Below are 24,241 nucleotides of genomic sequence, written 5' to 3' on the forward strand. Positions count from 1 at the left end.
GCCAGCGGCGTGTGAGCTATCGTGTACACCCCGTGAGTAACAAACGGCGTGGCCCGTTCTTTTAAGCCAGGAGAGTCGAGACGATGGCGAGGCAGTTACGCGCCGAACAGACCCGGGCGACGATTATCGCGGCCGCCGCCGATCTGTTCGACCGGTACGGCTACGAATCGACCAGCCTCAGCGACATCGTCGAGCACGCCCATGTCACCAAGGGTGCCCTGTACTTCCACTTCGCGGCCAAGGAGGACCTGGCCCACGCCATCATGGAGATCCAGTCCCAGGCCTCGCGCCGGCTGGCCCGCGAGGTGGACGAACGGGACTGCTCCTCCCTGGAAGCCCTGATGCGCATCACCTTCGGCATCGCCCGGCTCGCCGTCGAGGGCCCGGTCGCCCGCGCCGGACTGCGCCTGGCCACCGCGGGCGTGGGCGTACGGCCGCCGCTGCCGCACCCGTTCACCGAGTGGCTGGAGATCGCCTCCCGTAAACTCCTGGGCGCGGTCAAGGAGTCCGACGTCCACCCGGACATCGACATAGACGCCGTCGCCCACTCCCTCGTCAGTTTCTTCGTCGGCACCCGGGTCATGGGCCGCTCCCTCGAACCCCTCGTACGGCTGCCCCGCAGGGTGGCCGAGATGTGGTACGTCCTGGTCCGCGGCCTGGTCCCGGTGACCCGCCGCCCGCGCTACCTCAGCCTGGTCGCCCAGCTGGAGCGCGAAGCAAGAGCCGTGTGACCCGCGCGAGGCCCGCCGGGCCGGTGATGCCGCACGGCCGGTGAGGCCCGCAGGGCTGGTGATGCCGCACGGCCGGTGAGGCCCGCACGGCTCGCAAGTCCCGCCCGCGTGCCTCGGACGCGGCGGGCGACCGTGCTCCGCGCCGCCGGAGCCCGCGCGATACGGTGAGCCGCATGCCCGACACCGCCCCAGCGCCCGTCCTCCGCGCCGACCGGACCGGCTCGTTCCCCCACGGTGTGCTGGCCGAGCGCCACCCCGCCATCATCCGGCAGGTACGGGAGTCCACCCCGTACGACCCCGACCGGCGCCGCGCCCTCGACGCACTGCTGGAGAACTGCACCCAGGGCGTCGTCGAATCCCTCCCCGCCGACGCGCCCGACCTGAGCCGCTGGCGGCACTGGGGACTCGACACCCACACCGGCCACTCCTGGTTCGACCTGCCCTGGCTGTGGTCCGAGAGCTACTTCTACCGGCAACTCCTGCAAGCGGTCGGCTACTTCACCCCCGGCCCGTGGCACGGCATCGACCCCTTCCGCCCGGCCAAGCTCGCCGAGCTGGACGCGCCGCAGACCGACGAGGAACTGGCCGCCCTCGACGCCCTCGCCGACCGCCCCGCCGACGAACGCACCCGCGCCCTGCTGCACGGCTCCCTCTGGGGCAACCGCGCCGACCTCGGTTTCCGTCTCTCCGCCGAGGGCGCCGACACCCGGGACGCCGCCCCCGGTCTGCTCGCCGACGACAGCGACACCCTCTGGTCACTGCTCCCGCCCTCCGGCACCAACACCCTCTGCCTTGTCGCCGACAACGCCGGCCGCGAACTCATCCCGGACCTCCTCCTCATCGCCGACCTCCTCGACCGGGGCCGCGTCGCCCGGGCCGTGCTGCACGTCAAGCCCCACCCGTACTACGTCTCCGACGCCACCACCGCCGACGTCCTCGACGCCCTGCGCCGCCTGACCTCGGCACCCGGCACGGCCGCGGCCTACGGGCGGCGACTGTGGACGGCGATGACCGACGGCCGGCTCACCGTCCGCGCCCACCCCTTCTCCGCCGCCCCCCTGCCGTACGCCGAGATGCCGGACGACCTGCGCGCCGAGTTCGCCGCCGCCACCCTGACCGTGGTCAAGGGCGACCTCAACTACCGCCGCCTGGTGGGCGACCGGCGCTGGCCCCCGACCACCCCCTTCGCCGACCTCACCGCCTACTTCCCCGGCCCGGTCGCCGCCCTGCGCACCCTGAAGTCGGAGGTCGTCTGCGGCCTCGACGCCACCACCGAGGCCGCACTCACCGCCGCCGAGGGAGACCGCTGGCGAACCGCGGGCACCCACGCGCTGATCCAGGTCAGAGACTGAACGGGCGGGCACGACAGTCAGGGGGCGATCCGCAGCGGCAGGGACTTGACGCCGTTGATGAAGTTCGACACCAGACGTCTCGGCGGACCGGCGCTCCGCAGCACCGGCAGCGCGCGTATCACCTCCCCGTACAGCACGCGCAGTTGCAGCCGCGCGAAGTGCGCGCCCAGACAGACATGGGGACCGTCCCCGAAGGACACCTGCGGATTCGGCGTCCGGCTGAGGTCCAGCCGGTCCGGCTCGGTGAACACCCGCTCGTCCCGGTTGGCGGCCGCGTGGCAGACGACCACCTTGTCACCGGCCCGGATCCGCCGCCCGGCCAGCACCGTGTCGCGCGCGGCCGTACGGCGGAAGGTGAGCACCGGCGGATGCCAGCGCAGCAACTCGTCCACGGCGGTGCCGAGCGACACCGCACCGGACCGCAACCGCTCCTGCTCGGCCGGGTGATCCGCGAGGGCCAGCAGCCCGCCGGGCGCGGCACTGCGCACCGTGTCGTTCCCGGCGACCGTGAGCAGGAAGAAGAACATCTCCAGCTCGGCTTCGGCGAGTTCCTCGTCCTGGGCGAGAGTGGTCAGCACGTCGTCGCCGGGGTGGCGGCGCTTGTGCGCGGCGAGCTGCCGGGCGTAGTCGAACATGTCCCGCAGGGCGGCCGGGGAGCGCGGGTTGACCGGTCTGCCCCGCTCGTCGCGCACCACGGGGCCGGCTTCGTCCGGGTCCTGGTAGCCGATCACCCGCTGCGTCCAGTGGAGCAGCAGCTTCCGGTCGCTCGCCGGGACACCGAGCAGGTCGGACAGGTTCAGCAGGGCGTAGTCGTCGGTGACGGCAGCGACCAGGTCGACGGTTCCGTCCCCGGCTCGGGCGTCGTCCAGGGCGCGGGCGAGGAGCGTGCGGGCCCGCTCCTCGGCGACCGCCGTGAACCGCTCGATCCGGCCGGGGGTGAAGGCCCGGCTCACCAGCCGCCGCAGCCGGTTGTGATGCGGCGGGTCCTGGTTGAGCATCATGCGCCGGATGAACGGCAGGTCGGCCGGGTCGGGATCGCGGATCTGGGTGGCGCCGAGGTACGACGAGAAGGTCGCCGCGTCCTTCAGCACACGCACCACGTCGGTGTGCCGGGTCACCGCCCAGAAGCCGGGCCCGGCAGGCCAGCCCAGCACCTCGGGCTCCTCCTGCCAGGCCATGGGGTGATGGTCGCGCAGCGTGCGGTAGGCGTCATAGGGCACACCGGCGGCGTACTGCCGGGGGTCGAAGACGTCGGGCACGGGCGGCGCGTCGGACAGGGTCATGCGGCACCGCCCTCGGGGCCGCCGGAGCCGGTGTCGTCCGCCCGCAGGAAGTCCTCCGCGACCCGGATCAGCTCCAGCGGCGTCTCGTCCATCGCGTAGTGCCCCGCGCCAGGCAGTTCGTGCAGCATGGCGCGCGGATACCAGGTCAGCCAGGTCTGCCGGAGCAGGTCCGCCGACAGCGCGGGGTCAAGCGCCCCGGCAAGCGCGAGCGCGGGGACCGTCGCGCCCTCGACCCGGTCGTGGAAGTCGTCCCCCGCCCAGGAGTCCAGCCAGGCGCGGAACGCCTTCGGGTCGCTGCACGCCAGCGAGCGCGCGACCATCCGGTCCAGCCAGGCGGCGGGGCGGCGGCCGCCCGTGGTGATGTCGATGATGGCCCGCCGGTTCTCCGGCCGGTGCGCGGCGTCGGCGAACAGCGACCACTGCTCCGGCGGCAGCGCGAGCCCCGAGGCGGGCACCGGCGAGACGCCCACGATCCGGCGTATCCGGTGCGGGGCGACGGCCGCCAGCCGCTGCGCGACCGCGCCCCCCATCGAGTGCCCCACCACCGAGAACCGCTCCCAGCCCAGCCGGTCGGCCAGCTCCACCAGGTCCAGGGCGGCCTCATGGGTCGTGTACTCGCCCGGCGTCTCCCGGGCCTCGCCGTAGCCGCGCAGGTCGACCAGCGCGTACTGGAACGCCGCACGGTCCAGGTCCGGCAGCACCGGCGCGTACGCGGAGCGGTCGGCGAACCAGCCGTGCACGGCGAACACCTTGTGGGCACCGTCGCCGTGCAATTCGTGGGGGAGCGCGAAGGAAGTCATGGGCACCACCGTGGCGGGAGGTCGAAGGGGCGGCAAGAGCGCGCACGAGAGAGGAATACGAGTGTGTACATGCGAGGAACGGACCCGCTTCCGCCCGAGCTCCCGGACCGACCGCGATTCACGCGATGGTGTGATCATGTGCGGCTGCGCGGATGTCCTTCCGGGCGCGGGGGTAGGGCCCGGCCATGACGCAGCCCTTCGAACTCCCGCACTTCTACATGCCGTATCCCGCGCGGCTCAACCCGCATCTCGACGAGGCCCGCGACCACTCGACGGTGTGGGCGCGCGAGATGGGCATGCTGGAGGGCTCCGGGATCTGGGAGCAGGCCGACCTCGACGCGCACGACTACGGACTGCTCTGCGCCTACACCCACCCCGACTGCGACGCGGACGCCCTCTCGCTGATCACCGACTGGTACGTGTGGGTGTTCTTCTTCGACGACCACTTCCTGGAGACGTTCAAGCGCAGCCAGGACCGCGCCGGCGGCAAGGCCTACCTGGACCGGCTGCCGCTGTTCATGCCGCTGGACCCGGACACGCCCGTGCCCGAGCCGCAGAACCCGGTCGAGGCCGGCCTCGCCGACCTGTGGGCCCGCACGATGCCGTCGATGTCGGCCGACTGGCGCCGCCGTTTCGCCGTGGCCACCGAGCATCTGCTGAACGAGTCCCTGTGGGAGCTGTCCAACATCAACGAGGGGCGGATCGCCAACCCCGTCGAGTACATCGAAATGCGCCGCAAGGTCGGCGGCGCCCCCTGGTCGGCCGGTCTGGTGGAGTACGCGACCGCCGAGGTGCCCGCGTCCGTCGCCGGCTCCCGGCCGCTGCGGGTGCTGATGGAGACCTTCTCGGACGCCGTGCACCTGCGCAACGACCTGTTCTCCTACCAGCGGGAGGTCGAGGACGAGGGCGAGAACAGCAACGGCGTGCTCGTCCTGGAGACCTTCTTCGGCTGCACCACCCAGGAGGCCGCCGACACCGTCAACGACGTCCTCACCTCACGGCTCCAGCAGTTCGAGCACACCGCGCTCACCGAAGTGCCCGCGCTCGCCCTGGAGAAGGGCCTCACCCCGGCCGAGATCGCGGCGGTGGCGGCGTACACCAAGGGCCTCCAGGACTGGCAGTCCGGTGGCCACGAGTGGCACATGCGCTCCAGCCGCTACATGAACAAGAACGCCGCGGCCTCCACCGGCCCCTGGCAGAGCCTCGGCGTGCTCGGCACCTCCGGCACCGACGTCCGCGGCCTGCTCGCCTCGGCCGGCGCGGAGCGGCTGCGCGCCTACACCCACCGGCCGTACCAGAAGGTCGGCCCGTCCCGCATCCCGGACATCCGCATGCCGTTCCCGCTGCGCCTCAACCCCGGTCTCGACGGCGCCCGTGCGCGCCTGCTGCCGTGGGCGCACCGTATGGGCATCCTCAGCGAGGGCGTCTGGGACGAGGACAAGCTGCACGCCTACGACCTGCCGCTGTGCTCCGCCGGACTCGACCCGGATGGCTCCGACGACGCCCTCGACCTCAGCGCCCAGTGGCTGGCCTGGGGCACCTACGGCGACGACTACTACCCGCTGGTCTTCGGGCACCGCCGCGACCTCGCCGCCGCGCGGCTCACCACCGAACGCCTGGCGGCCTGTATGCCGCTGGCCGGCGAGGAGCCGGTCGTCCCGGTGAACGGCATGGAGCGCGCCCTGAGCGACCTGTGGCACCGCACCACCGCCAAGATGGACGAGGGCGCCCGCCGCGTCCTGAAGGACTCCGTGAACGTGATGACGGAGAGCTGGCTGTGGGAGCTGGCGAACCAGATCCAGAACAGGATCCCCGACCCCGTCGACTACCTGGAGATGCGCCGCGCCACCTTCGGCTCCGACATGACCATGAACCTGTGCCGCATGGGCCATGGTCCCTCGGTCCCGCCGGAGGTCTACCGCAGCGGCCCGGTCCGCTCCATGGAGAACGCGGCCGTCGACTTCGCCTGCCTCCTCAACGACGTCTTCTCGTACCAGAAGGAGATCGAGTACGAGGGGGAGATCCACAACGCGATCCTGGTCGTGCAGAACTTCTTCGGCATCGACTACCCGACCGCCCTCGGCGTCGTCGCCGACCTGATGAACCAGCGCATGGAGCAGTTCGAGCACGTGGTCGCGACCGAACTGCCCGTCGTGTACCAGGACTTCGACCTGTCCGACGAGGCCCGCGCCGGGCTGGAGAGCTATGTGACCGCGCTCCGGAACTGGATGGCCGGCATCCTGAACTGGCACCGCGCGGTGGACCGTTACAAGGCCGACTGGCTGGCCGGCCGTGCCCACGGCTTCCTCCCGGACCGGGCCCCGGCGGTCCCCGTCCCCGCGTGGGTCAGCTGATCGCCCGGACTCTCCCGGCCGTCGCCTCGGCGAGCTCGCGCACGCCGCGGGCGCCGGCCTCCGAGAGACCGCCGCGCATCTCCTCCGCGAGCGCGAGCAGGACACGGGCCTCCTCCGGGCGTCCCGCGTCGGCCAGGGCGCCGCTCAGCGCGTAGTGCTCCCGGGCGACGAACAGGCCCACGTTCACCAGGCGCCAGTTCCACGCCGAGGCGTTCTCGGCGTCCCCCAGTGCGTCCCTGACCGACGCCAGGGAACGCGCCGCCCGACCGAGCCGGCCGGTACGGCGCTCCAGCGCGGCCTGGTCGAGACGGGCCCAGGCGCGGTCCCGCGCGGTGTCCTGCAGAGCGGTGTACTGCCGCTGGGCGCGCAGCGCCTGGACGAGGTCGCCGAGCCGCTCCAACTGGGCGGCGATCACCCGCAGCGGTGAGGGGTCCAGCCGGGTCGGATCGCCGGGCCACCGCAGCAGGCTCTGGTCCAGCTCGATCGCGTCCAGCCGGCGGATCAGTGCCACCCGGGCGAGCGTGGTCAGCCCCTGGTCCCGCGCCAGCTCGGTCCAGGTGAACAGCGACTCGTCGGCGGGGTCCGTGCCGAAGAAGGCCTCGTCCATCTCCCGCGCCCACGCGCGCAGTTCGCTCCCCTCCGCGTCGAGGGCGGGGATGTCGCTCAGACCGCAGTGGGTGTCGAAGTCCGTTTCGCGCACCTCGTGCAGCAGCGGCAGGTCCCCGGGGTCCCCGCGCAGCCCCACCAGTGCGGCCGCCAGCCGCAGTTCGTCCGTCATCGACGCCTCCGCCTCCGCCCGCAGCAGCGGGCGCAGCAGAAGTGGATCGCCCTCCGCGCGGTCGAACTGCGCGGCCCGCAGCACCAGTCGGCGCCGCACCGGATCCGCGGCCACGGCCGCCAGGGCGTCCTGGGCGCCGTCCCGCAGCAGCGCCAGGTCGGCACGGCCCCGTGCCAGGACGGGCTCCCACAGAGGCGGCCGGGGCAGGTCGTCGAGAAGGTCGTAGGCCCCCTGCTCGTCGTCACCGATCAGCACGAAGTCGGGCTCGGTGCGCATCAGCGCCGCGTGCAGCAGGCCCACCAGCTCGACCGGGGAGCGCTCGGGCAGGCCCAGCGCGGCACGCAGTTCGGCCCGCTCGTCGTCGATGCCGTGGGACGCGCGGATCCCGTCCTCGATCTCCGCGACCCGCCCCAGGATCCTCTCCTCGCCGTCCCGCGGCGACAGGTCGACGCAGTCGCGCCAGCCGGGCAGACCGATCAGGATCTCCAGTGCCTCGTCGACACTCGACCCGATGAGCCCGGCCGTGCCCTCCGAGGAGGCGTACAGCATCGAGCCGTCCGCGCACGCGAAGTACGTACCGCCGGAGTCGTCACCCGCCACCGCCTCCAGCGGGTCGCCCGAAGCCGTTCGGACCGGCTCGACATGGCCCTGCGCCGCACGGTCCAAGTCGAAGCCGAACGGAAAGGCGGCCAGGGCGGCCAGTCGGCGGTCCTGCCGCAGCAGCCGCAACGCGTGATCGGTCATGTCGCAGAACGTAACAGGCCCCACTGACAACGGCTCCGGTGGTACAGGGGAAGCGGACGCACCTCTTCCATGCGCCGTCTCCAGCTCCTGGGCCGCGACGCCTACGACGTCTCGGGCTTCGACCCGGCGATCGGCGGCACCCGCACCCCGATCCGGTACGACGCGGGCACCCGCATCCCGCTCGCACCCAACGAGCGCGGCTACAAGGACGTGTTCCGGGTGCCGGGGAACCAGATGCTGCGCGTCATGGGCCGGTTCGACGGGGCGTACGGCCGCTTCATGTACCACTGCCACCTCCTCGAACACGAGGACATGGGCATGATGCGGCCGTTCGTGGTCATGCCCCCCGAGGCACTGAAGTTCGACCACGGCGGCGCCCACGGCGGTCACGGGGAGGGCCACACGGGCTGATCCGGGCTGGGCACACGGGCCTGGGTCAGACCGGCTGACGCGTCTCCCGCGCGGCGGCGTGGTCGACCGCGGCTCGCGCCAGTGCCCGGATCACCGGGTGCGGGTGCGAGCCGTCGCCGGACAGCTCCGGCTGGAAGAGGGTCGCCACGAAGAAGGGATGTCCCGGCAGTTCGGCGATGCGGACGGCGCCGCTGTCGTCGTGACCGGAGAACCGCAGCCCGTGTGCGCGGAGCGTGTCCAGGTGCCGGGAGGGGCCGTAGTTGCAGGAGTAGCGCTCGACGGTGCGCTCCGAGCCGAGGAGGGAGTGGATCAGGGAGCCCGGCTCCAGCCGTACGGCGGCCTCGTGGCCGGCCAGCGAGCAGGCCAGCGGCTCGATCAGGAAGTCGTCGGCACCGGGGTCGTTCTCGGCGTGCGCGACCCGGGTCAGGCCGCACACCCCGCGGGCGAACTCCAGCAGCGCGTGCTGGAAGCCGCCGCACGTGCCGAGGAACGGGATACCCTCCTCCCGAGCGGTGCGGATCGCGGCGAGCACACCCGCCTCGCTGCGGTAAGGGCTGCCGGGCACCACCCACACGGCGTCGAACCCGCGTACCGCGCCCTCGGCCTCGGCGTCCTGCGAGGGGATCCAGTACGGGTCGAGGACGAGCCGGTCGCGGGCGGCGAGCGCGTCGAGCAGCCGCGGGATACGGGCGTGCGAGACGACGTTGGGGGTGCGGTCGCCGACCAGGGCGACCCGCGCGGCGGGAGATGCGGTCCGTGTCATGGCGTTCATCCTCCGCGCGGCCCCTTGTTCACGTCCAACGATGATCTCTGCACTCTCGATAAGCGTCACTGATGAGAGGCTGGCCCGCATGGACCCGCACCTCCTGCGCACCTTCGTCACCGTCGCCCGCCTCGCCTCCTTCTCGGCGGCCGCGCGGGAGCTGGGCTACACGCAGTCCGCGGTGTCCCAGCACATCGCCGCTCTCGAACAGGACCTCGGCGCACCGCTGCTCACCCGCCGCCCCGTCACCCCGACCGCCGCCGGGGAACGGCTCCTCGAACACGCGGCCCCCCTGCTGCTCCGCCTCGACGGGGCCCGCGCGGACGTGTCCAGGATCGCGGCGGCGCCCTCGCACGGCCTGAGCCTCGCCGCCTCCCCGACCGCGCTCGGGCCCCGCGTCCTCGCCGCCCTTCCGCCCGCCGGAGTCACCCTCCGGGTCATCGCCCGCGAGGAGATCCCCGCGGCCGTCGCCACCGGCACCGCCGACCTGGGGCTCGTCGACGGCCTGACCGCCCCCAGCGACCCGCTGCGGCTGCCCGACGTGGCGCCGCTGGCCACCGAGGGCATCGGGGAGGAGCCGGTCTGCGTGTTGCTGCCCGCCGCCCATCCACTGGCCGGCCGCAGCGGACTGCGCCTCGACGACCTCGCCGACGCCCGCTGGCTGGACGCCCCCGACGCCGCCCTGCCGCTGACCCAGCTGCGCGCCGCGGCGGGCGGCCGGGGCTTCCGCCCCGCCCTGCGCTACGAGGGCACCGACGTGCGCGTCCTCACCGCGCTGGCCGCCGCGGGCCACGGGCTGACCCTGCTGCCCCGCGCGGCTGCCGCCGCGGTGCCGGGCGCGGTCGCCGTCCCCGTCATCGCCCCGCGCGTCGTCCACCGCACGGAACTGGTGTTCGGAGGGTCGCCGAGGGGAGCCGCCGCGGCCCTCGCGGACGCCCTGCTCGTCCGCGCGTGAGGTGCCCGCGCGAGGCGCCTGCGTGCGGTGCCCGCGTGAGGTGTCGCCGAGCGGCCGAAGAGCCGGGAAGAACCAAGATCTTCCCGCATCCGACCACCGGTCAGTCTCACTCGTTCGTGGCAGGTCGCGCGCCGGAGCGCCGGGTAGAGCACCAGCCGGAGGCGATCCATGGAACAGACTGCGTTGCGTCCCAAGCCGATGCCCGGTCAGGAGCCCGGCACCGGCAGCCGACCCGACGGCTCGGCCCCGCGCCCGCACGCCGCGCGCCGGCGCGGCCGACGGCTCACGACCCTGCTGCTCGGCCTGCTCGCCGGGACGGCCCTGGTGCTGTCCGGGGTCGGGCTCGGCACCGTCGGCGCCACCGTGCTCGGCGTGGAGAAGCTGGCCGGACTCCAGCAGCGGACGGTACAGCCGGGGCCCGTGCAGCCCGCCCCGCCCCGCCCCGGCGAGCCCGCGTCACCCGGGCCCGCGTCGCCCGCGCCCGCCCCCTCACCCGCCGGGGCGGTCCTCGGCCTCGAGGTCGTGGACGCCGAGACGTCCGGCGCCCAGGTCGTCGGGGTCCACGTCCCCGGACCCGGATTCGCGGCGGGCCTGGCCCGCGGCGACGTCCTGCTCACCTTCGACGGCGCCCGGATCGACTCGGCGGCCGACCTCGTCGAGGCCGTGGACCGGGCCCGGCCCGGGGAGCGGGTCACCCTGACGGTGCGCCACCCCAGCGGCGGCCGGCAGCAGCTCACGATCGTCCCCGGCGTCGTGACCTGACCCCGCGCGCCACCGCGCCCGGGCGGTGACGGCAGGGCCGCGGTGCGGAAAACCACTGGTCGGTCCCTCCCGCGCGGAGCGACGATGAGGCCCATGCTGAGCACCCTCCTCGCCTTCCTCGGCGCCTGCACCCTGATCGCCGCCTCGCCCGGCCCCAGCACCGTGCTGATCATCAAGCAGTCGCTGCACAGCCGCCGCTCCGGCTTCCTGACCGTGCTCGGCAACGAGACCGGCGTCTTCGTCTGGGGCGTCGCCGCCGCCTTCGGCCTCACCGCCCTGCTCACCGCCTCCCAGGTGGCGTACGACGTGATGCGCATCGTCGGCGCGGGCGTCCTCGTCTACTTCGGCGTCCAGGCCCTGCGCCAGGCCCGCCGGATGCGGCGCACCGGGGAGGCCGCGGAGGTCTGGCAGGACGTCGAGCGCAGCGGCTGGTCCGCCTACCGCGCGGGACTGCTGCTCAACCTCGCCAACCCCAAGGCGGCCGTCTTCGCCCTCTCCTTCCTCCCGCAGTTCGTCCCCGAGGGCGCCCCGCACCTGCCCGCCATGGTCGGCCTCGCCGCCGTCTGGGCCGTCTTCGAGATCGGCTACTACGGTCTGTACGTGTGGTTCGTCGGCCGGATGAAGACCTTCCTGTCGCGCGCCGGAGTGCGCCGGCGGCTGGAACAGGTCTCCGGCGGCGTGCTGCTGCTCCTCGGCGCCCGCATGGCCCTGGAGAGCTGAGCCGTGGTCGTACACCCGTCCGAAAGCCGCGAAAGCTGCGAAAGCCGCGCGCACCGGCTCGCGCGGCCCCCGCTGTCCGGGCAGGATGCTGCCCGTGGTTCCCGCACCCGCCGAGGAGGCCCGGATGACCGGCAGTAGCACACCAGCGGGCAGCGGCGCTCCCGCGCCCTTCACCGCCGACGACTACCGGGCCCGTATGGAACGCGCCGCGCGCGCCGCCGCCGACGCCGGGCTGGCGGGGCTCCTCGTCGCCCCGGGGCCCGACCTCGTGTGGCTCACCGGCTACGCGCCCACCGCGGTCACCGAACGGCTCACCGTGCTGGTCCTCGCCGCCGGCCGGGACCCCGTCCTCGTCGTCCCCACCCTCGAGGCCCCCGACGCCGAGAAGGCCGCCGGCGCGCCCGCGCTGACCCTGCGCGACTGGACCGACGGCAAGGACCCGTACGCCGCCACCGCCGCCCTCCTGGACGTCACCGGCACCTTCGGCGTCAGCGACAACACCTGGGCCCTGCACCTGCTGGGCCTGCAGAAGGCGCTGCCCGGCACCTCCTACGCCTCCCTCACCGAGGCCCTGCCGATGCTCCGCGCGGTCAAGGACGAGGCGGAACTGCGCCTCCTGGCGGCGGCCGGAGCCGCCGCCGACGCGACGTTCGAGGAGATCCGGAAGGTTCCCTTCGGCGGGCGCCGGGAATCAGAGGTCGCCGCCGACCTCGCCGACCTGCTGCGCCGCTTCGGTCACCAGCAGGTCGACTTCACCATCGTCGCCTCCGGCCCGAACGGGGCCAATCCGCACCACGAGGTGGGCGACCGGGTCATCGAACGCGGCGACATGGTCGTCCTCGACTTCGGCGGCCTCAAGGACGGCTACGGCTCCGACACCTCCCGTACGGTCCACGTCGGCGAACCCACCGACGAGGAGCGCCGGGTCCACGACATCGTCCGCGAGGCACAGGAGGCGGGGTTCCGCGCGGTACGGCCCGGCGTCGCCTGCCAGGAGGTCGACCGGGCGGCCCGCGCGGTCATCGCCGACGCCGGGTACGGCGAGTACTTCATCCACCGCACCGGCCACGGCATCGGCGTCACCACGCACGAGCCGCCGTACATGATCGAGGGCGAGGAGCAGCCCCTGGTGCCCGGGATGTGCTTCTCGGTGGAGCCCGGCGTCTACCTCCCCGGCCGGTTCGGCGTCCGCATCGAGGACATCGTGACCGTCACCGAGGACGGCGGCCGTCGCCTGAACGACACTCCGCGCGAGATGGTGATAGTGGACTGACCGCAGTCCACGACCCCGTCCCCGTACGCCCCGTACACGACAACGGCCCCGACCATGACCCAGGCACCGACACCCACCGCGGACACCGTCCGCCGACTCGTCCGCTCCCTGCTCAAGGAGGGAGCGGACACCGCCGCAGGCCCCGACGTCCGGCCGGTCGCCGACGGCGAGGAGGCCGTCACCTGGTGGGTCGGCACCCGCCATGTGCTGCGGCTCGCCCCGGACGCCGAGGCGGCCGTCCGGCAGCGCCGCGAACTGCGGCTGCGCGACCTGGTCCGGCCGCACGTCCCGGTCGCCGTGCCGACCAGCGTGGCGCACGGCGAGTGGGCCCCGGGGCTCACCTACACCCTGGACACCAAGGTCCCCGGCGGCTCCGGCGAGCAGCACGAAGTCTCCGCCCTCGGCGAGGCCGACCTCGCCGGGCTGCTCACCGGCCTGCGCGAGGTGCCGCCGCGCCAGGCCGAGGCGCTGGGCGTGCCGCGCACCGCCCCGCGCTCGCTGGAGGCACTGCGCCGGGCCGCCGTACAGGCCGCCGAACGCCTGGCCGAAGCGGACGAGTTCGACGCGGCGCGGCTGCGGCAGCTCACCCCGCCCGCCGCCGGCCAGCTCGCCGCGCAGCCCGGCGGAGCGGTCCTCGTCCACCACGGGCTCACCGGCGAACACCTCGTGGTGAGCGCCGACGGCAGGGTGCGCGCGGTGCTCGGCTGGGCCGACACGATCATCGGCGACCCGGCCGAGGACATCGCCGGGCTCGCCCGCGCGGTCGGCGCCCCCGCGGCCGTCCGCGCCGCCACCCTCGCCGGCTACGGCGCCCGCCCCTGTCTGCGCGGCCTGTGGCTGGCCCGCTGCGACACCGTCCTCCACCTCGCCGAAACCCTCTCCGGCCGCCCCGTCGCCCCCCTGCCCCTCCTGCGCTCCCACCTCCGCCGCGCGTGGGAACCGATCCTGCTGGAACGGGTGACGGACCTACGGCACGACGGGGCGGACGGCACCCCATAGACAGCTCCACCACACCGGAGCGCCTCGGCTTTCGGTGCCCGTTACGGTGTGGCGGTCGCTTGTCCGGCGGCGCCTGGCCGCTCGGCGAGACGTCAGGAGCGACGCTCGGCGTCGACGGCCGTGTTGCAGGGCACGAAGGTCTGGCGACCGCCACGACATCGGCCGCCGCCCGGTGAGGGCCACTACAACCCCTCAGCTTGCCTCCCGGCGTTGCCGGAGCTCGTCGACGCTTGCGGTCAGGGTGCCGTCGTGCTGCTCGTAGTGGGAGAGCGCGATTCCGAGGCCGAAGAAGGTGGGGGCCCACTCCCCTACGAAGATGCCCCACCGGTCGGCGCGCGCGACCCCGGTTCCCGGTTCCGCTTTGAAGGGAGAGCGCCCAGGCGGCGACCGTCTGGATGGGCTGCCCGGCGCGAGATGGGAGCAAGAAGAATAAATTGCGCATTCGCGATGAATTGGGACGGGGAGGGCGGGTACGCGGCCGATGGTGCCGCTGCAAGGGGCAAGGTGAGGCCAGGCGGCCCGGAACGGCGAGAAGCGCGATCGACGGCCGTCGGCACCTCCGCCCTCGCATTCGGTTGTCAGGCTGCCGGTCAGTCGTACTGCGACCTCGCGTGGCAGCTGCCGCTCGTTTCCTGCGCGAAGCGGCCGGTGGCTTCCGGGCCCGGCTGGTGTCCCCGCGCCTCAACAGCACACGCAGCGTCGAGCGAGTCAGCGAGTGATGCCATGCGCTGTACGCGAATCCCCCCACGGGGGCCGAGAACCACCCGCCCCATGGCGGCGTGGCCCCTGTACGGCCTTTGCGGGCACCCCCCGCTGGTCGACGAAGCCACCCCCCGATGCGGTGTTCGCGCGCGACGTCGGCCGACCGGCCGAGCGCCACGAACACGCTTGCCCGCCGCATGGGCCGGTCAGCGAAGAGCGCGGGTGCACACCGCGTCGAGCACCGCGATCCGTACCCTCGTACGCATCTTCCTTGCTCTGTTGCTGGCTGCGGGGGGCTTCACCCTGTCTTCGGCGAGCGCCGCCTTCGCCGACGGTCCGGTCGACCTGTCGCGGGAAGGAAGGATCACGGACCGGGTGGGGGCCCTCGGCGACCGGGAACCCGAGGTGGCCCAGGCGCTCGCCCGGCTGGCCGATGAACACGGACTTCAGCTGTTCGTGGTGTACGTGCGCGACTTCTCCGGCCGCCACCCACAGCAGTGGGCGAATCAGACGGCTCTGAGGAACGGGTTCGGCGCCGACGACGCGTTGCTCGCCGTCGCCACCGGCGCCCGGCAGTACTCCTACTACGTCGACGCCGCCTCCCCGCTGACGCGACAGGAGCTCGCCGAGGTCGACACCACGGCCGTCGCCCCGGCGCTCCGGCAGAACGACTGGGCGGGAGCGGCGATCGGCGCGGCCCGCGGATACGGCGCGGTGCTCTCGGGTCAGCCCGTGCCCACGGTGGCCGTGACGCCCGGGGAGGCGGACCCGGGGCAAGGCGAGGGGACGGGTCTCGCCGGAGGCGGCTGGCTCTTCCTGCTGCTGATACCGGCTGCGCTGGCCCTGTTCGCGTACGCCCTGATCAGGCGTAAGGCGCGCAGGGCGGAGCCAGGGGACGGCGAGGACGGCTGGGGCGGTCCGGCCCCGGACGCGGCGACGGAACTCGACGCCCGGGCGCGGCAGGCCCTGGTGCAGACCGACAACGCGGTACGCACCAGCCAGGAGGAGCTGGGCTTCGCCGCCGCACAGTTCGGCGAGGAAGCCACACGGCCCTTCACCGAAGCCGTCGAAACGGCGAAGCGGGAGCTGACCGCGGCGTTCCGGCTGCGACAGCGACTTGACGACGCCTACCCGGAGGACGAGCAGACGCGCCTGCAGATGATCCAGGACATTCTGACTCGCTGCGCCAGGGCCAATCGGGTGCTGGACGAAAAGGCGGAGGACTTCGACCGCTTGCGTGCCCTGGAACGCAACGCGCCCCAGGCCCTGGCCGCGGCGCAGACCGCTGCCGACACCGCCGGTGGCCGGCTGGCCGACGCGCGGGCCGCATCGGATGCCATGCGTGAGCGGTACGCCGCCTCGGCCACCGCACCGATCGTCACGGACGTCGAGCAGGCGGGCAGCCGGCTGGACTTCGCGCAGGACAGCCTGCGGCAGGCCCGGCACGCGGTGCACAGCGGCGACAACGGCGCGGCCGCGATCCGGGTCCGGGCCGCCGAGGCGGCAGTAGCCCAGGCCGACCGGCTGATCGACGCCGTCGATCGGCGGGCGCGGGAACTGGCGGACGCCGCCGACGCGTTGCCGGGCGCGCTGACCGAGACGAACGCGGACCTGGCGGAGGCGCATGGCCTGCTGCAAGGGGCCCGGGAGCTTCCGACCGCCGCCCTGCAGGGGCGGATCGCCCGCGCCGAGACCGTCGCGAGCGAGGTACGCGAAGCCGTGGAGACAGGCCGTTACGACCCCATCGACGCGCTGCGCAGGGTGGAGGAGGCCGATGCCGGACTCGACGAGGCACTGATGGGGGCGCAGGAGAGCGAACAGGGCGCGCGGCGTGCCGGGGCGCTGCTGGAGCGGGCGATGCTCAGCGCGCGAGCGAGCATCGGCGCGGCCGTGGACTACGTCGTCACGCACAGGGGAGCCGTCGGCAGCGAGGCCCGCACACGGCTGGCGGAGGCACAGCGCAGGCTCGAGCAGGCCGAGACGCTCTCTCGCCGGGACGTCACGGGGAACCCGCACCAGGCCCTCACCGAGGCGCAGCAGGCCGACGTCCTGGCGCAAGATGCTCTGCTCCTGGCCCAGGAGGACGTCGAGGGATTCGGGACAGCCATGGAGCCCGGTGCGTACGCGGTCGGGGCCACCGGGAGCGGACTGGCGGGCGCCATGCTGGGCGGCATCCTGCTCGGTGGCGTGTTCGGCGGCGGCTACGGCCCCAGCCCCGCCAGCTTCGGGGGCGGTGCAACACGCGGCCGGATGGGAGGTGGATATTTCTGACATCGACGGCGACGGCGACGATGTGTCCCACAGCGGTGCGACGGGAGAGATGCCATGGCCAAGCAGACCATCCTGGGACGGGTCACACAGCTGGCGCGTGCCAACATCAACGCGCTCCTCGACCAGGCAGAGGATCCTCAGCTGATGCTGGACCAGCTGATCCGCGACTACACCAACAACATCAACGAGGCGGAGCAGGCGGTGGCCACCACCATCGGCAATCTGCGTCTGATGGAACAGGACTACAGGGAGGACAAGGAGGCCGCCGCCGAGTGGGGCCGCAAGGCACTCGCAGCCAGCAAGAAGGCGGACGAACTGCGAGCCGGCGGGCACACTCCGGAGGCCGACAGGTTCGACGCCCTGGCCAAGGTCGCCCTGAGCAGGCAACTGCAGACCGAAAGGGAGGCCACCGCGGCGGAGCCGACGATCGCCTCCCACACGGCCGTTGTGGACAAACTCAAAGCCGGCCTCGACCAGATGCAGCTCAAGCTCGGAGAACTGCAAGGCAAGCGCGACCAGCTCGTCGCGCGGTCGAAGTCCGCCGAGGCGCAGAACCGCATGCTCGACGCCGTCAAGAGCATCGACGTACTCGATCCGACAAGCGAGATCAGCCGGTTCGAGAACAAGGTGCGCCGAGAAGAGGCCCGGGCCACGGGCAAGGAAGAACTCGCCGCCTCCTCCCTGGACGCGCAGTTCGAACAGCTCGAAGGACTCGGCGACGCGACAGAGATCGAAGCGCGCCTGGCCGCCCTCAAAGCCGCATAGACACCCGTACAGGAAAGGAACGGTTGGTCATGACGCAGGTAGAGCAGCCGCTGACCGACGCGGGCATCAAGGTTCGCCAAGTCAACCACTATCAGTTCAGCTGGGTAGCCGGAGAACCGGGCCGGCGCGGCACCTTCACCCTGCAGCTGGTCCTGGACGAAGGTGCCGGGGAAGAAGTCCTCACGGTCGACGCCGACGACGCCGACGTGCTGAAGGACCTGCTGGAACACAACCAGACCGTCCAATACGACGTCCCCCGCCACACCCTCATGTTCGGCGTGACACCCGCCGGCAGCTGACGCCGAGCAGTCCACCGTCCGGTCGTCGGCTACGCGGGCGGTCCCTCAGGGCGGTCCGGAAGCCTCCGCGGCCTGTGGTCCGGAGGCTTCGTCGTCCCTGGCCTTCGGGGTGATAGGCCCGGCACCGGTCAGGCTCGTCAGGCAAGGGGGGATCGATGGACGGAGCTGCCCCAAACGCCGGCCCGGGGCCGGCGGGGGCCTTGCGCGTGCGGCCCTGACCGGGCACGGCGGCGTCGGGCCCGCCCCCGCTCACGGCTGCGCCAGCACCACGCACGACTCCCCGGGCACCCGCAGGACCCCCTGAGCGTCCGGGACCTCCACCGGCTCCCATGCCGCGAGGATCTCGGCCGGACGGGTGCCCAGGGGGATCGCCGCCGGCTCCGCGGACAGGTTCACGGCCACGCACACGTCGCCGCGCCGGAAGGCGAGCCAGCGGGCCTGCTCGTCGTAGGCCACCTTGATGTCCGAGAGGTCGGGGTCGGTGAGGTCGGGCTGCTGGTGGCGCAGGGCGATGAGGCGGCGGTACCAGGCGAGCACGCGCGCGTGCGGCTCGCGTTCCGGCTCCGACCAGTCCAGGCACGAGCGCTCCCGGGTCGCCGGGTCCTGCGGGTCCGGGACGTCCTCCTCGGCCCACCCGTGCGCGGCGAACTCCCGCCGCCTGCCCCGCCGTACCGCCTCGCCCAGCTCGGGATCGGTGTGGTCGGTGAAGAACTGCCAGGGCGTGCCCGCCGCCCACTCCTCGCCCATGAACAGCATCGGCGTGAACGGCCCGGTCAGCGTCAGCGCGGCGGCGCAGGCCAGCAGCCCGGGGGAGACGAGGGAGGCCAGCCGGTCGCCCTGGGCCCGGTTGCCGACCTGGTCGTGGGTCTGGCTGTAGCCGAGCAGCCGGTGCGCGGCCACCCGGGTGCGGTCCAGCGGACGCCCGTGCCGCCGGCCGCGGAAACTGGAGTACGTGCCGTCGTGGAAGTACCCGCCCGTGAGCGTCTTGGCGAGCGCCTGCATGGGGGCGCGCGCGAAGTCCGCGTAGTAGCCCTGCGACTCACCGGTCAGCGCCGCGTGCACGGCGTGGTGGAAGTCGTCGTTCCACTGCGCCTGCAACCCGAAACCGCCCTCCGCGCGCGCGGTGACCAGCCGGGGATCGTTCAGATCGGACTCCGCGATCAGGAACAGCGGCCGGCCCAGATCGGCCGCCAGGCCGTCCACCGCGGTCGACAGCTCCTCCAGGAAGTGGTACGCGCGCGTGTCCACCAGCGCGTGCACCGCGTCCAGCCGCAGCCCGTCGATCCGGTAGTCCCGCAGCCACGCCAGCGCGCTGCCGATCAGATACGCGCGCACCTCGTCCGAGCCCGGCGCGTCCAGGTTCACCGCGGCGCCCCACGGTGTGTGGTGCGTCTCCGTGAAGTACGGCCCGAACAGCGGAAGGTAGTTGCCCGACGGGCCCAGATGGTTGTGGACGACGTCCAGGACCACGCCGAGGCCCAGTTCATGGGCCCGGTCGACAAAGCGTTTCAGCGCCTCGGGGCCGCCGTACGGCTCGTGCACCGCCCACAGCGACACCCCCTCGTACCCCCAGCCGTGCCGCCCGGGAAACGGGCACAGCGGCATCAACTCCACGTGCGTCACGCCCAGTTCGGCGAGGTGTTCCAGCCGCCCGGCCGCCGCGTCCAGAGTGCCCTCCGGCGTGTACGTGCCCACGTGCAGCTCGTACAGGACCGCCCCCGGCAGCGGACGCCCCGCCCACTCCGTACGCCACGCGTACCGGCCCTGGTCGACGACCGCGCTCAGCCCGTCCGGGCCGTCCGGCTGCCGGCGCGAGCGCGGATCGGGCCGGACGGGGCCGTCGTCCACCGCGAAGCCGTACCGGGTGCCGTCCCGCGCCTCCGCCTCGGCGATCCACCACCCCGCGCGTTCGGGATCGCGCTCCATCGCGCGCGTGACTCCCTCGCAGTGGAGCGTCACTCGGCCGGCCTGCGGTGCCCACACCTCGAACTGCACGGACGGTTCCCCTTCGTCTGCCCACAGTGACGTAGTCCGTCCATGGTGCGTCAAAAGAGATCAATCCGCTTTTGAATCTTCCCTTTTGCGGCGGGTGTCGTCGGATACGCGCGCGGGACGGCCGGTTCCGCGTTTTCTGGACACCCGGAGTTCACTGACCGACAATCACCAGCGTGACGTCGTCTTTCGAGTTCCCGGCCTCTCTGCCGCGCCCTTCGGACGCGGAGCGCGATCAGGCGCTGAAGGTCCTGCGTGACGGCGTCGCCATGGGCCGTCTGTCCCACGACACGTTCATCCGGCGCATGGAGCTGGCCCTGGCCGCCCGCCGCTCCGACGAGCTGGCCGCGCTCACCGCCGACCTGCCCACCGAGAGCCGCTTCTCCCGGGTCGTGTTCGGCACCGTCGAGGCCGTGTCCGGGTTCACCGAGCGGCTGCGCCGGGCCTGGCAGGCCGAGCGGCTGCCGAAGCTGCTGCTGCCGCACCCGTCGGCGGGCAGCTCGCTGCGCATAGGCCGCGACCCCGCGAACGGCCTCAGACTGACCCACGAGACGGTTTCCCGCGTGCACGCCGAACTCAGCCGCCAGGGCGGCATGTGGATCCTCCGTGACCTCGGCTCCACCAACGGCACCACCGTCAACGGCCGCCGCGTCATCGGCGCCACCGTCGTCCGCGAGGGCGACCAGGTGTCCTTCGGACAGGTCGGGTTCCGGCTCGCCACGCACTGAGACGACGGTCAAGTCACGGCTCCTGCGACGGTGTTGACGTACACCTGAAGTCGTGACTGACTGTGCGTACACCACATACGTCAGGTGAACCGACGGCACCACGGAGGTGTGCTCTGCCGCCCCTCCTCCGCTACCCGACCGTCGACGAGCTGGGCGCCCGGGCCGCCGCCCTCGTCGCCCGCCACCCCCGGGACGCCCGGCTGCGCCGCGTCGGCACCTCCCGCGCGGGCACGCCCCTGTGGCTGCTCTCCGTCGGCCACGGCGCCCGTCAGGCGCTCGTCGTGGCCGGACCGCACGCCAACGAGCCCGTCGGCGGGGCCACCGTGCTGCGGCTGGCCGAGCGCGCCATCGCGGATCCACGCCTCACCGAGGGCGCCGACGCCACCTGGAACCTGCTGCTCTGCCTCGACCCGGACGGGCTGCGCCACAACGAGGGCTGGCTGACCGGCCCATACCACCTCGGGCGCTACTTCCGGCACTTCTTCCGCCCCGGCTTCCTCGAACAGCCCGAGTGGCTGCCCGACGGCGCGGCCGGTGCCCGGCTGCCGGAAACCCGCGCCCTGCTCGCCCTCCAGGATGAGCTGAAACCTTTCTTCCAGTGTTCCCTGCACGGCGTCGACGTCGGCGGCGGCTTCGTCGAACTCACCCGTGACCTGCCCGGTCTCGCCCCGCGCGTCGCCGACATCGCCGCCCGGCTGCGCATTCCGCGCGAGCTGGGTCCCTACGACGCCCTGTACTGGCCGAACCTCGGCCCCGCCGTCTACCGCATCCCGCCGCCCCGCCGCGGCGACCGGGCCGCGGCCATCACCGAGGCCGCCGTCGAGTCCACCTGGTTCCACCCGCACCGGTACGGCACCGTCACGGCCGTCGTCGAGGCGCCGATGTGGGGCGTGGCGGCCGTGGAGGACGGCTCCCGGCCCGCCGACCCGGAGGCGCGGCTGCGCGCCGTCAGCCGCACCCTGCGGCACGACACACGGCTGCTGAGGGAGCTGCTGGCCCGCCTGGTCCCGTACGCCGCGGACGCGCCGGACGCGGACCGGCTGCTGGCCCCGGTCGACGACTACCTGCTCGTCGGCCCCGGTCTCGCCGACGCCTGGGACCCCGACAGCGCCGTCCGGACCCGGCCCCTGCCGCCGCGGGACGCCGCCCACCTGACCGCCCTGCGCATCGCCGGACGCCGGCTCGCCCTGCGCACGGGCGGGCTGCTGCACCAGCTCGTCACCCGGGCCGGCCGCGACCCGGCGGGCGTGCTGCCCGAGCTGGACCGGCTCCTCGACGCCTGGTGCGCCGAATACCGCGACGGCTGCGGCGCCGAGTGGATCCCGGTGTCCCGGCAGACCGAGTACCAGTCCCGCGTGGTGCTCGCCGCGTTCGAACTGGCCGCGCGGCAGTCGCCCGCGCGGTTCCGTTCGGGTGAGCCGGACTGGGGTTCCGAGCCCGTCGTGCCGATGCACCGGGAATGACGCACACCATCACAGCGAAGGCCGTACGCCGCAGGCTGCGGGGTACGGCCGCGACGACGGCCGTGTCGACGGCCGCCCTGTTCGCCGTCCTCGCCGCCACGGCGGCACCCGCGCGGGCGATGGCCGAGCCGGTCGGGAACATCGGCCCGAGCACCTGGCTCCAGCTCACCGTCACCCGGGGCGACGTCCTCCCCCCGGGCCTGGGCTTCTCCCTCCGGCCCGGGCCGGGGCCCTTCGGCGACACGCGCGGCACCCTGCTCCTGTGCGACCCGCCCCAGGGCCACACCCGGGCCGCCGAGGCCTGCGCCCAGCTCGACGCCGCGGCCGGCGACATCCGCCGCTTCCCGCTGAGGGACGTCTCCTGCCCGATGGTCTACGCCCCGGTGACCGCGGAGGCGCGCGGGGAGTGGCAGGGCCGCGCCGTCGCCTACCGGGAGACCTTCTCGAACACGTGCGCAATGGAGGCGGTGACGGGGGCGCTGTTCAGCTTCGACGCGTGACGCCCGCCCGCGCGGGCGCGTGCTGACCGCGGTGCCGGACCAGCCGTCCGCGCGGGGCGTGCCGACCGCGGTGCCGGACCAACCGTCCGCGCGGGCTCCAGTTCTGCGCGGTGTCGAACCAGCCGTCCGCGCGGGCGTGTGCCGACCGTGACGTCGGACCAGCAGCCCGCGCGGGCGCCTGTTCCCAGCGATAGCCGACCAGCTGTCCGCGCGGGTGCCTGCTCTCAGCGAAAGCTGACCAGCGGTCCGCGCGGGCGCGCGTTCTCCGCGACGCCTGGCCGCCGCCGCCCGTCCGCGCGGGAGCCCGTCAGGCGGCTCGGTCGCGGGCGTGCAGGGCCGCTGCGACGACCGTGCGGGACTGGTGCTCGACCTGGTGCTCCAGGGGGACCCAGCGGGCGCGGAAGCGGTCCGCGAAGGCCTCGCTCCAGGTGGTCACGAGCCGTTCCAGACGCGGCACCGCGCGGTCGTCGGCCTCGCGGAGCACCCGCAGCAGCATCGCCGCGGCGCGCAGCGGCAACCGCCGGGCGAAGGCGTCCACGCTGCCGACGTACGCCATGGTGTGGTCGGCGGGTGGCGTGTGGATCCAGTCCGCGGCCAGGCCCGGCACCAGCTCCAGCGCCCACCGGGTGGCCCGCAGCAGGGGGCCGTCGAGGCCGTCCAGGCGGGGCAGGGCCTCGGTGAGAACGTCCTCGACCTGCCGCGCGTCCCGCAGCAGCCGGCCCGCCAGCCGCCGCAGCGCCGCCGCCGGGGCGGGATGCGGCGCTGGATCGTCCACCAGGTCGCTCGCCCACATCGGCACCTCAACCACCGCGGTGAGCCCGCCGTACCGGTGCGCGTGGTACCAGGTGCTGTGCCGGGCGTCGTCCGGCATGCTCGGATACGCGATCGAGCCGGGCGCGGGCATCACATGTACCCCGGGGCCGGAGGCGGGCCAGCCGGCGGCGTCCGAGGCGCCCGTCTCGACCGGGATGTGCAGCTCCGCCGCCGACTTGGCGAACGGCTCCGCCAGCCCCGGTATGTCCCGGGTCAACTGCACCCAGCTGCCGCCCAGATCGGTCCCGTGCAGGGTCACCTGGAGGTAGGGGCGCAGCTCGTCGATCACCCCGGTCAGCGCGCGGGTCTCGGGCGGCAGCCGGTCCGGGGGCAGCACCGCCGGCGACCACTCCGGCTGCTCGGGCCCGGCGGGCCGGAAGAAGCCGTGGTGGTAGTCGAGCAGGCTGCGCGGCGCCGGCGTCACATGCAGGCTCGCCCCGTCCGGGTCCGCGCACAGCAGGAAGTGCCAGGACGTCCCCGACCGCAGCGGCTGCTCGGCCACCACCCGCTCGGCGAGCGCGAGGAGCGTCGAACCGCCGGTCGGCTCGTTGGCGTGGGCGCCCGCGACGACGAGCACCGCGCGGCGCGCACGGCCGACGGAGAGCACGTGCAGCGGGCGCCCCGCGCGGGAGGTGCCCACCTCGCGCAGGGAGCACAAGCCGGGGTGCGAAGCGGCCAACGCGCGCGCGGAGGCGACCAGTTCCGCAACAGTGGGATAGCGCAGCTCCGGCAGGTGACTCACCCCCGTTCGTCCGCCCGGCTCGCACCGGCAGTACCGCATGG

General features: G+C 73.5%; 20 protein-coding genes and 2 pseudogenes. 15 read left to right on the forward strand and 7 right to left on the reverse strand.

All coding sequences use genetic code 11. The features are described from left to right. Positions 1-83 precede the first annotated feature (83 nt). Together ACIG0D_RS25305 and ACIG0D_RS25310 are read left to right on the forward strand one after the other, a co-directional pair. Positions 84-731 (forward strand): ScbR family autoregulator-binding transcription factor, encoded by a 648-nt coding sequence (locus tag ACIG0D_RS25305; RefSeq protein WP_399805001.1) that lies wholly within the window; start codon positions 84-86, stop codon positions 729-731. A 173-nt stretch (positions 732-904) separates the two neighbouring features. Further along, positions 905-2,083 carry a damage-control phosphatase ARMT1 family protein gene (locus tag ACIG0D_RS25310; protein ID WP_399805004.1) on the forward strand — a complete coding sequence of 393 codons (1,179 nt, stop codon included), beginning with the start codon at positions 905-907 and terminating at the stop codon, positions 2,081-2,083. A 17-nt stretch (positions 2,084-2,100) separates the two neighbouring features. Here ACIG0D_RS25310 and ACIG0D_RS25315 read toward each other — a convergent pair whose 3' ends face one another. Both ACIG0D_RS25315 and ACIG0D_RS25320 read right to left on the reverse strand, forming a co-directional pair. Further along, positions 2,101-3,366: a cytochrome P450 gene (locus ACIG0D_RS25315; RefSeq protein WP_399805007.1), complete on the reverse strand. Its 1,266-nt coding sequence runs from the start codon at positions 3,364-3,366 to the stop codon at positions 2,101-2,103. Beyond that, positions 3,363-4,166 carry an alpha/beta fold hydrolase gene (locus tag ACIG0D_RS25320; RefSeq protein ID WP_399805010.1) on the reverse strand — a complete coding sequence of 268 codons (804 nt, stop codon included), beginning with the start codon at positions 4,164-4,166 and terminating at the stop codon, positions 3,363-3,365. The genes ACIG0D_RS25315 and ACIG0D_RS25320 overlap by 4 nt, the downstream gene beginning before the upstream one ends. A 185-nt stretch (positions 4,167-4,351) precedes the next feature. Between ACIG0D_RS25320 and cyc2 the strand changes: the two genes are divergently transcribed. After that, complete coding sequence (gene cyc2, locus ACIG0D_RS25325; RefSeq protein ID WP_399805014.1) at positions 4,352-6,520, forward strand: germacradienol/geosmin synthase Cyc2; 2,169 nt, start codon at positions 4,352-4,354, stop codon at positions 6,518-6,520. Here the strand turns inward: cyc2 and ACIG0D_RS25330 are convergent. Further along, complete coding sequence (locus ACIG0D_RS25330; protein ID WP_399805017.1) at positions 6,513-8,042, reverse strand: hypothetical protein; 1,530 nt, start codon at positions 8,040-8,042, stop codon at positions 6,513-6,515. The genes cyc2 and ACIG0D_RS25330 overlap by 8 nt on opposite strands. Before the next feature lie 81 nt (positions 8,043-8,123). On the opposite strand from ACIG0D_RS25330, the pseudogene ACIG0D_RS25335 reads away from it, so the two are divergent. Then, positions 8,124-8,453: pseudogene (locus ACIG0D_RS25335) on the forward strand (multicopper oxidase domain-containing protein); the annotation flags it as partial. Between the two features lie 25 nt (positions 8,454-8,478). Here ACIG0D_RS25335 and ACIG0D_RS25340 read toward each other — a convergent pair. Continuing rightward, positions 8,479-9,216, reverse strand: coding sequence for a hypothetical protein (locus tag ACIG0D_RS25340; protein ID WP_399805020.1), 738 nt, complete (start codon positions 9,214-9,216; stop codon positions 8,479-8,481). 88 nt (positions 9,217-9,304) lie between these two features. Between ACIG0D_RS25340 and ACIG0D_RS25345 the strand changes: the two genes are divergently transcribed. The 5 genes from ACIG0D_RS25345 (at position 9,305) to ACIG0D_RS25365 (ending at position 13,925) form a co-directional block, all read left to right on the forward strand. Then, a complete protein-coding gene (locus ACIG0D_RS25345; RefSeq protein WP_399805023.1) occupies positions 9,305-10,171 on the forward strand; it encodes a LysR family transcriptional regulator in 867 nt (288 codons plus the stop codon). Positions 10,172-10,339: 168 nt separating this feature from the next. Continuing rightward, positions 10,340-10,933 carry a PDZ domain-containing protein gene (locus ACIG0D_RS25350; RefSeq protein WP_399805025.1) on the forward strand — a complete coding sequence of 198 codons (594 nt, stop codon included), beginning with the start codon at positions 10,340-10,342 and terminating at the stop codon, positions 10,931-10,933. Positions 10,934-11,026: 93 nt separating this feature from the next. Next, a complete protein-coding gene (locus tag ACIG0D_RS25355; protein WP_399805028.1) occupies positions 11,027-11,653 on the forward strand; it encodes a LysE family translocator in 627 nt (208 codons plus the stop codon). Between the two features lie 124 nt (positions 11,654-11,777). Further along, positions 11,778-12,926, forward strand: coding sequence for an aminopeptidase P family protein (locus ACIG0D_RS25360; RefSeq protein WP_399805031.1), 1,149 nt, complete (start codon positions 11,778-11,780; stop codon positions 12,924-12,926). A gap of 54 nt (positions 12,927-12,980) precedes the next feature. Beyond that, entirely contained in the window at positions 12,981-13,925 is a 945-nt protein-coding gene (locus ACIG0D_RS25365; protein ID WP_399805033.1) for an aminoglycoside phosphotransferase family protein, read from the forward strand. 192 nt (positions 13,926-14,117) lie between these two features. On the opposite strand, the pseudogene ACIG0D_RS25370 reads toward ACIG0D_RS25365, so the two are convergent. Next, a pseudogene (locus ACIG0D_RS25370) lies at positions 14,118-14,316 on the reverse strand (hypothetical protein); the annotation flags it as partial. Positions 14,317-14,903: 587 nt separating this feature from the next. On the opposite strand from ACIG0D_RS25370, the gene ACIG0D_RS25375 reads away from it, so the two are divergent. From ACIG0D_RS25375 to ACIG0D_RS25385, 3 genes are read left to right on the forward strand one after another with little or no spacing between them, the layout of a single operon-like run. After that, complete coding sequence (locus ACIG0D_RS25375) at positions 14,904-16,898, forward strand: TPM domain-containing protein (RefSeq protein WP_399805294.1); 1,995 nt, start codon at positions 14,904-14,906, stop codon at positions 16,896-16,898. Positions 16,899-16,952: 54 nt separating this feature from the next. Beyond that, on the forward strand, positions 16,953-17,663 hold the full coding sequence (locus tag ACIG0D_RS25380; RefSeq protein ID WP_399805036.1) for a PspA/IM30 family protein: 711 nt from the start codon (positions 16,953-16,955) through the stop codon (positions 17,661-17,663). 29 nt (positions 17,664-17,692) lie between these two features. Beyond that, a complete protein-coding gene (locus ACIG0D_RS25385; protein ID WP_399805039.1) occupies positions 17,693-17,962 on the forward strand; it encodes a hypothetical protein in 270 nt (89 codons plus the stop codon). A gap of 249 nt (positions 17,963-18,211) precedes the next feature. Here ACIG0D_RS25385 and treZ read toward each other — a convergent pair whose 3' ends face one another. After that, on the reverse strand, positions 18,212-19,957 hold the full coding sequence (gene treZ / locus ACIG0D_RS25390; RefSeq protein WP_399805042.1) for a malto-oligosyltrehalose trehalohydrolase: 1,746 nt from the start codon (positions 19,955-19,957) through the stop codon (positions 18,212-18,214). 173 nt (positions 19,958-20,130) lie between these two features. Between treZ and ACIG0D_RS25395 the strand changes: the two genes are divergently transcribed. From ACIG0D_RS25395 to ACIG0D_RS25405, 3 genes are all read left to right on the forward strand, one after another. Then, positions 20,131-20,682 (forward strand): FHA domain-containing protein, encoded by a 552-nt coding sequence (locus ACIG0D_RS25395; RefSeq protein WP_399805045.1) that lies wholly within the window; start codon positions 20,131-20,133, stop codon positions 20,680-20,682. Between the two features lie 62 nt (positions 20,683-20,744). Then, entirely contained in the window at positions 20,745-22,145 is a 1,401-nt protein-coding gene (locus ACIG0D_RS25400) for a M14 family zinc carboxypeptidase (protein ID WP_399805048.1), read from the forward strand. Beyond that, entirely contained in the window at positions 22,142-22,645 is a 504-nt protein-coding gene (locus tag ACIG0D_RS25405) for an SSI family serine proteinase inhibitor (protein ID WP_399805051.1), read from the forward strand. The genes ACIG0D_RS25400 and ACIG0D_RS25405 overlap by 4 nt, the downstream gene beginning before the upstream one ends. 307 nt (positions 22,646-22,952) lie before the next feature. Here ACIG0D_RS25405 and ACIG0D_RS25410 read toward each other — a convergent pair whose 3' ends face one another. Then, positions 22,953-24,200, reverse strand: coding sequence for a M14 family zinc carboxypeptidase (locus tag ACIG0D_RS25410; protein WP_399805053.1), 1,248 nt, complete (start codon positions 24,198-24,200; stop codon positions 22,953-22,955). Positions 24,201-24,241: the final 41 nt, after the last annotated feature.

It is taken from the genome of Streptomyces sp. NPDC052773, from assembly GCF_044547145.1.
Lineage (GTDB): Bacteria > Actinomycetota > Actinomycetes > Streptomycetales > Streptomycetaceae > Streptomyces.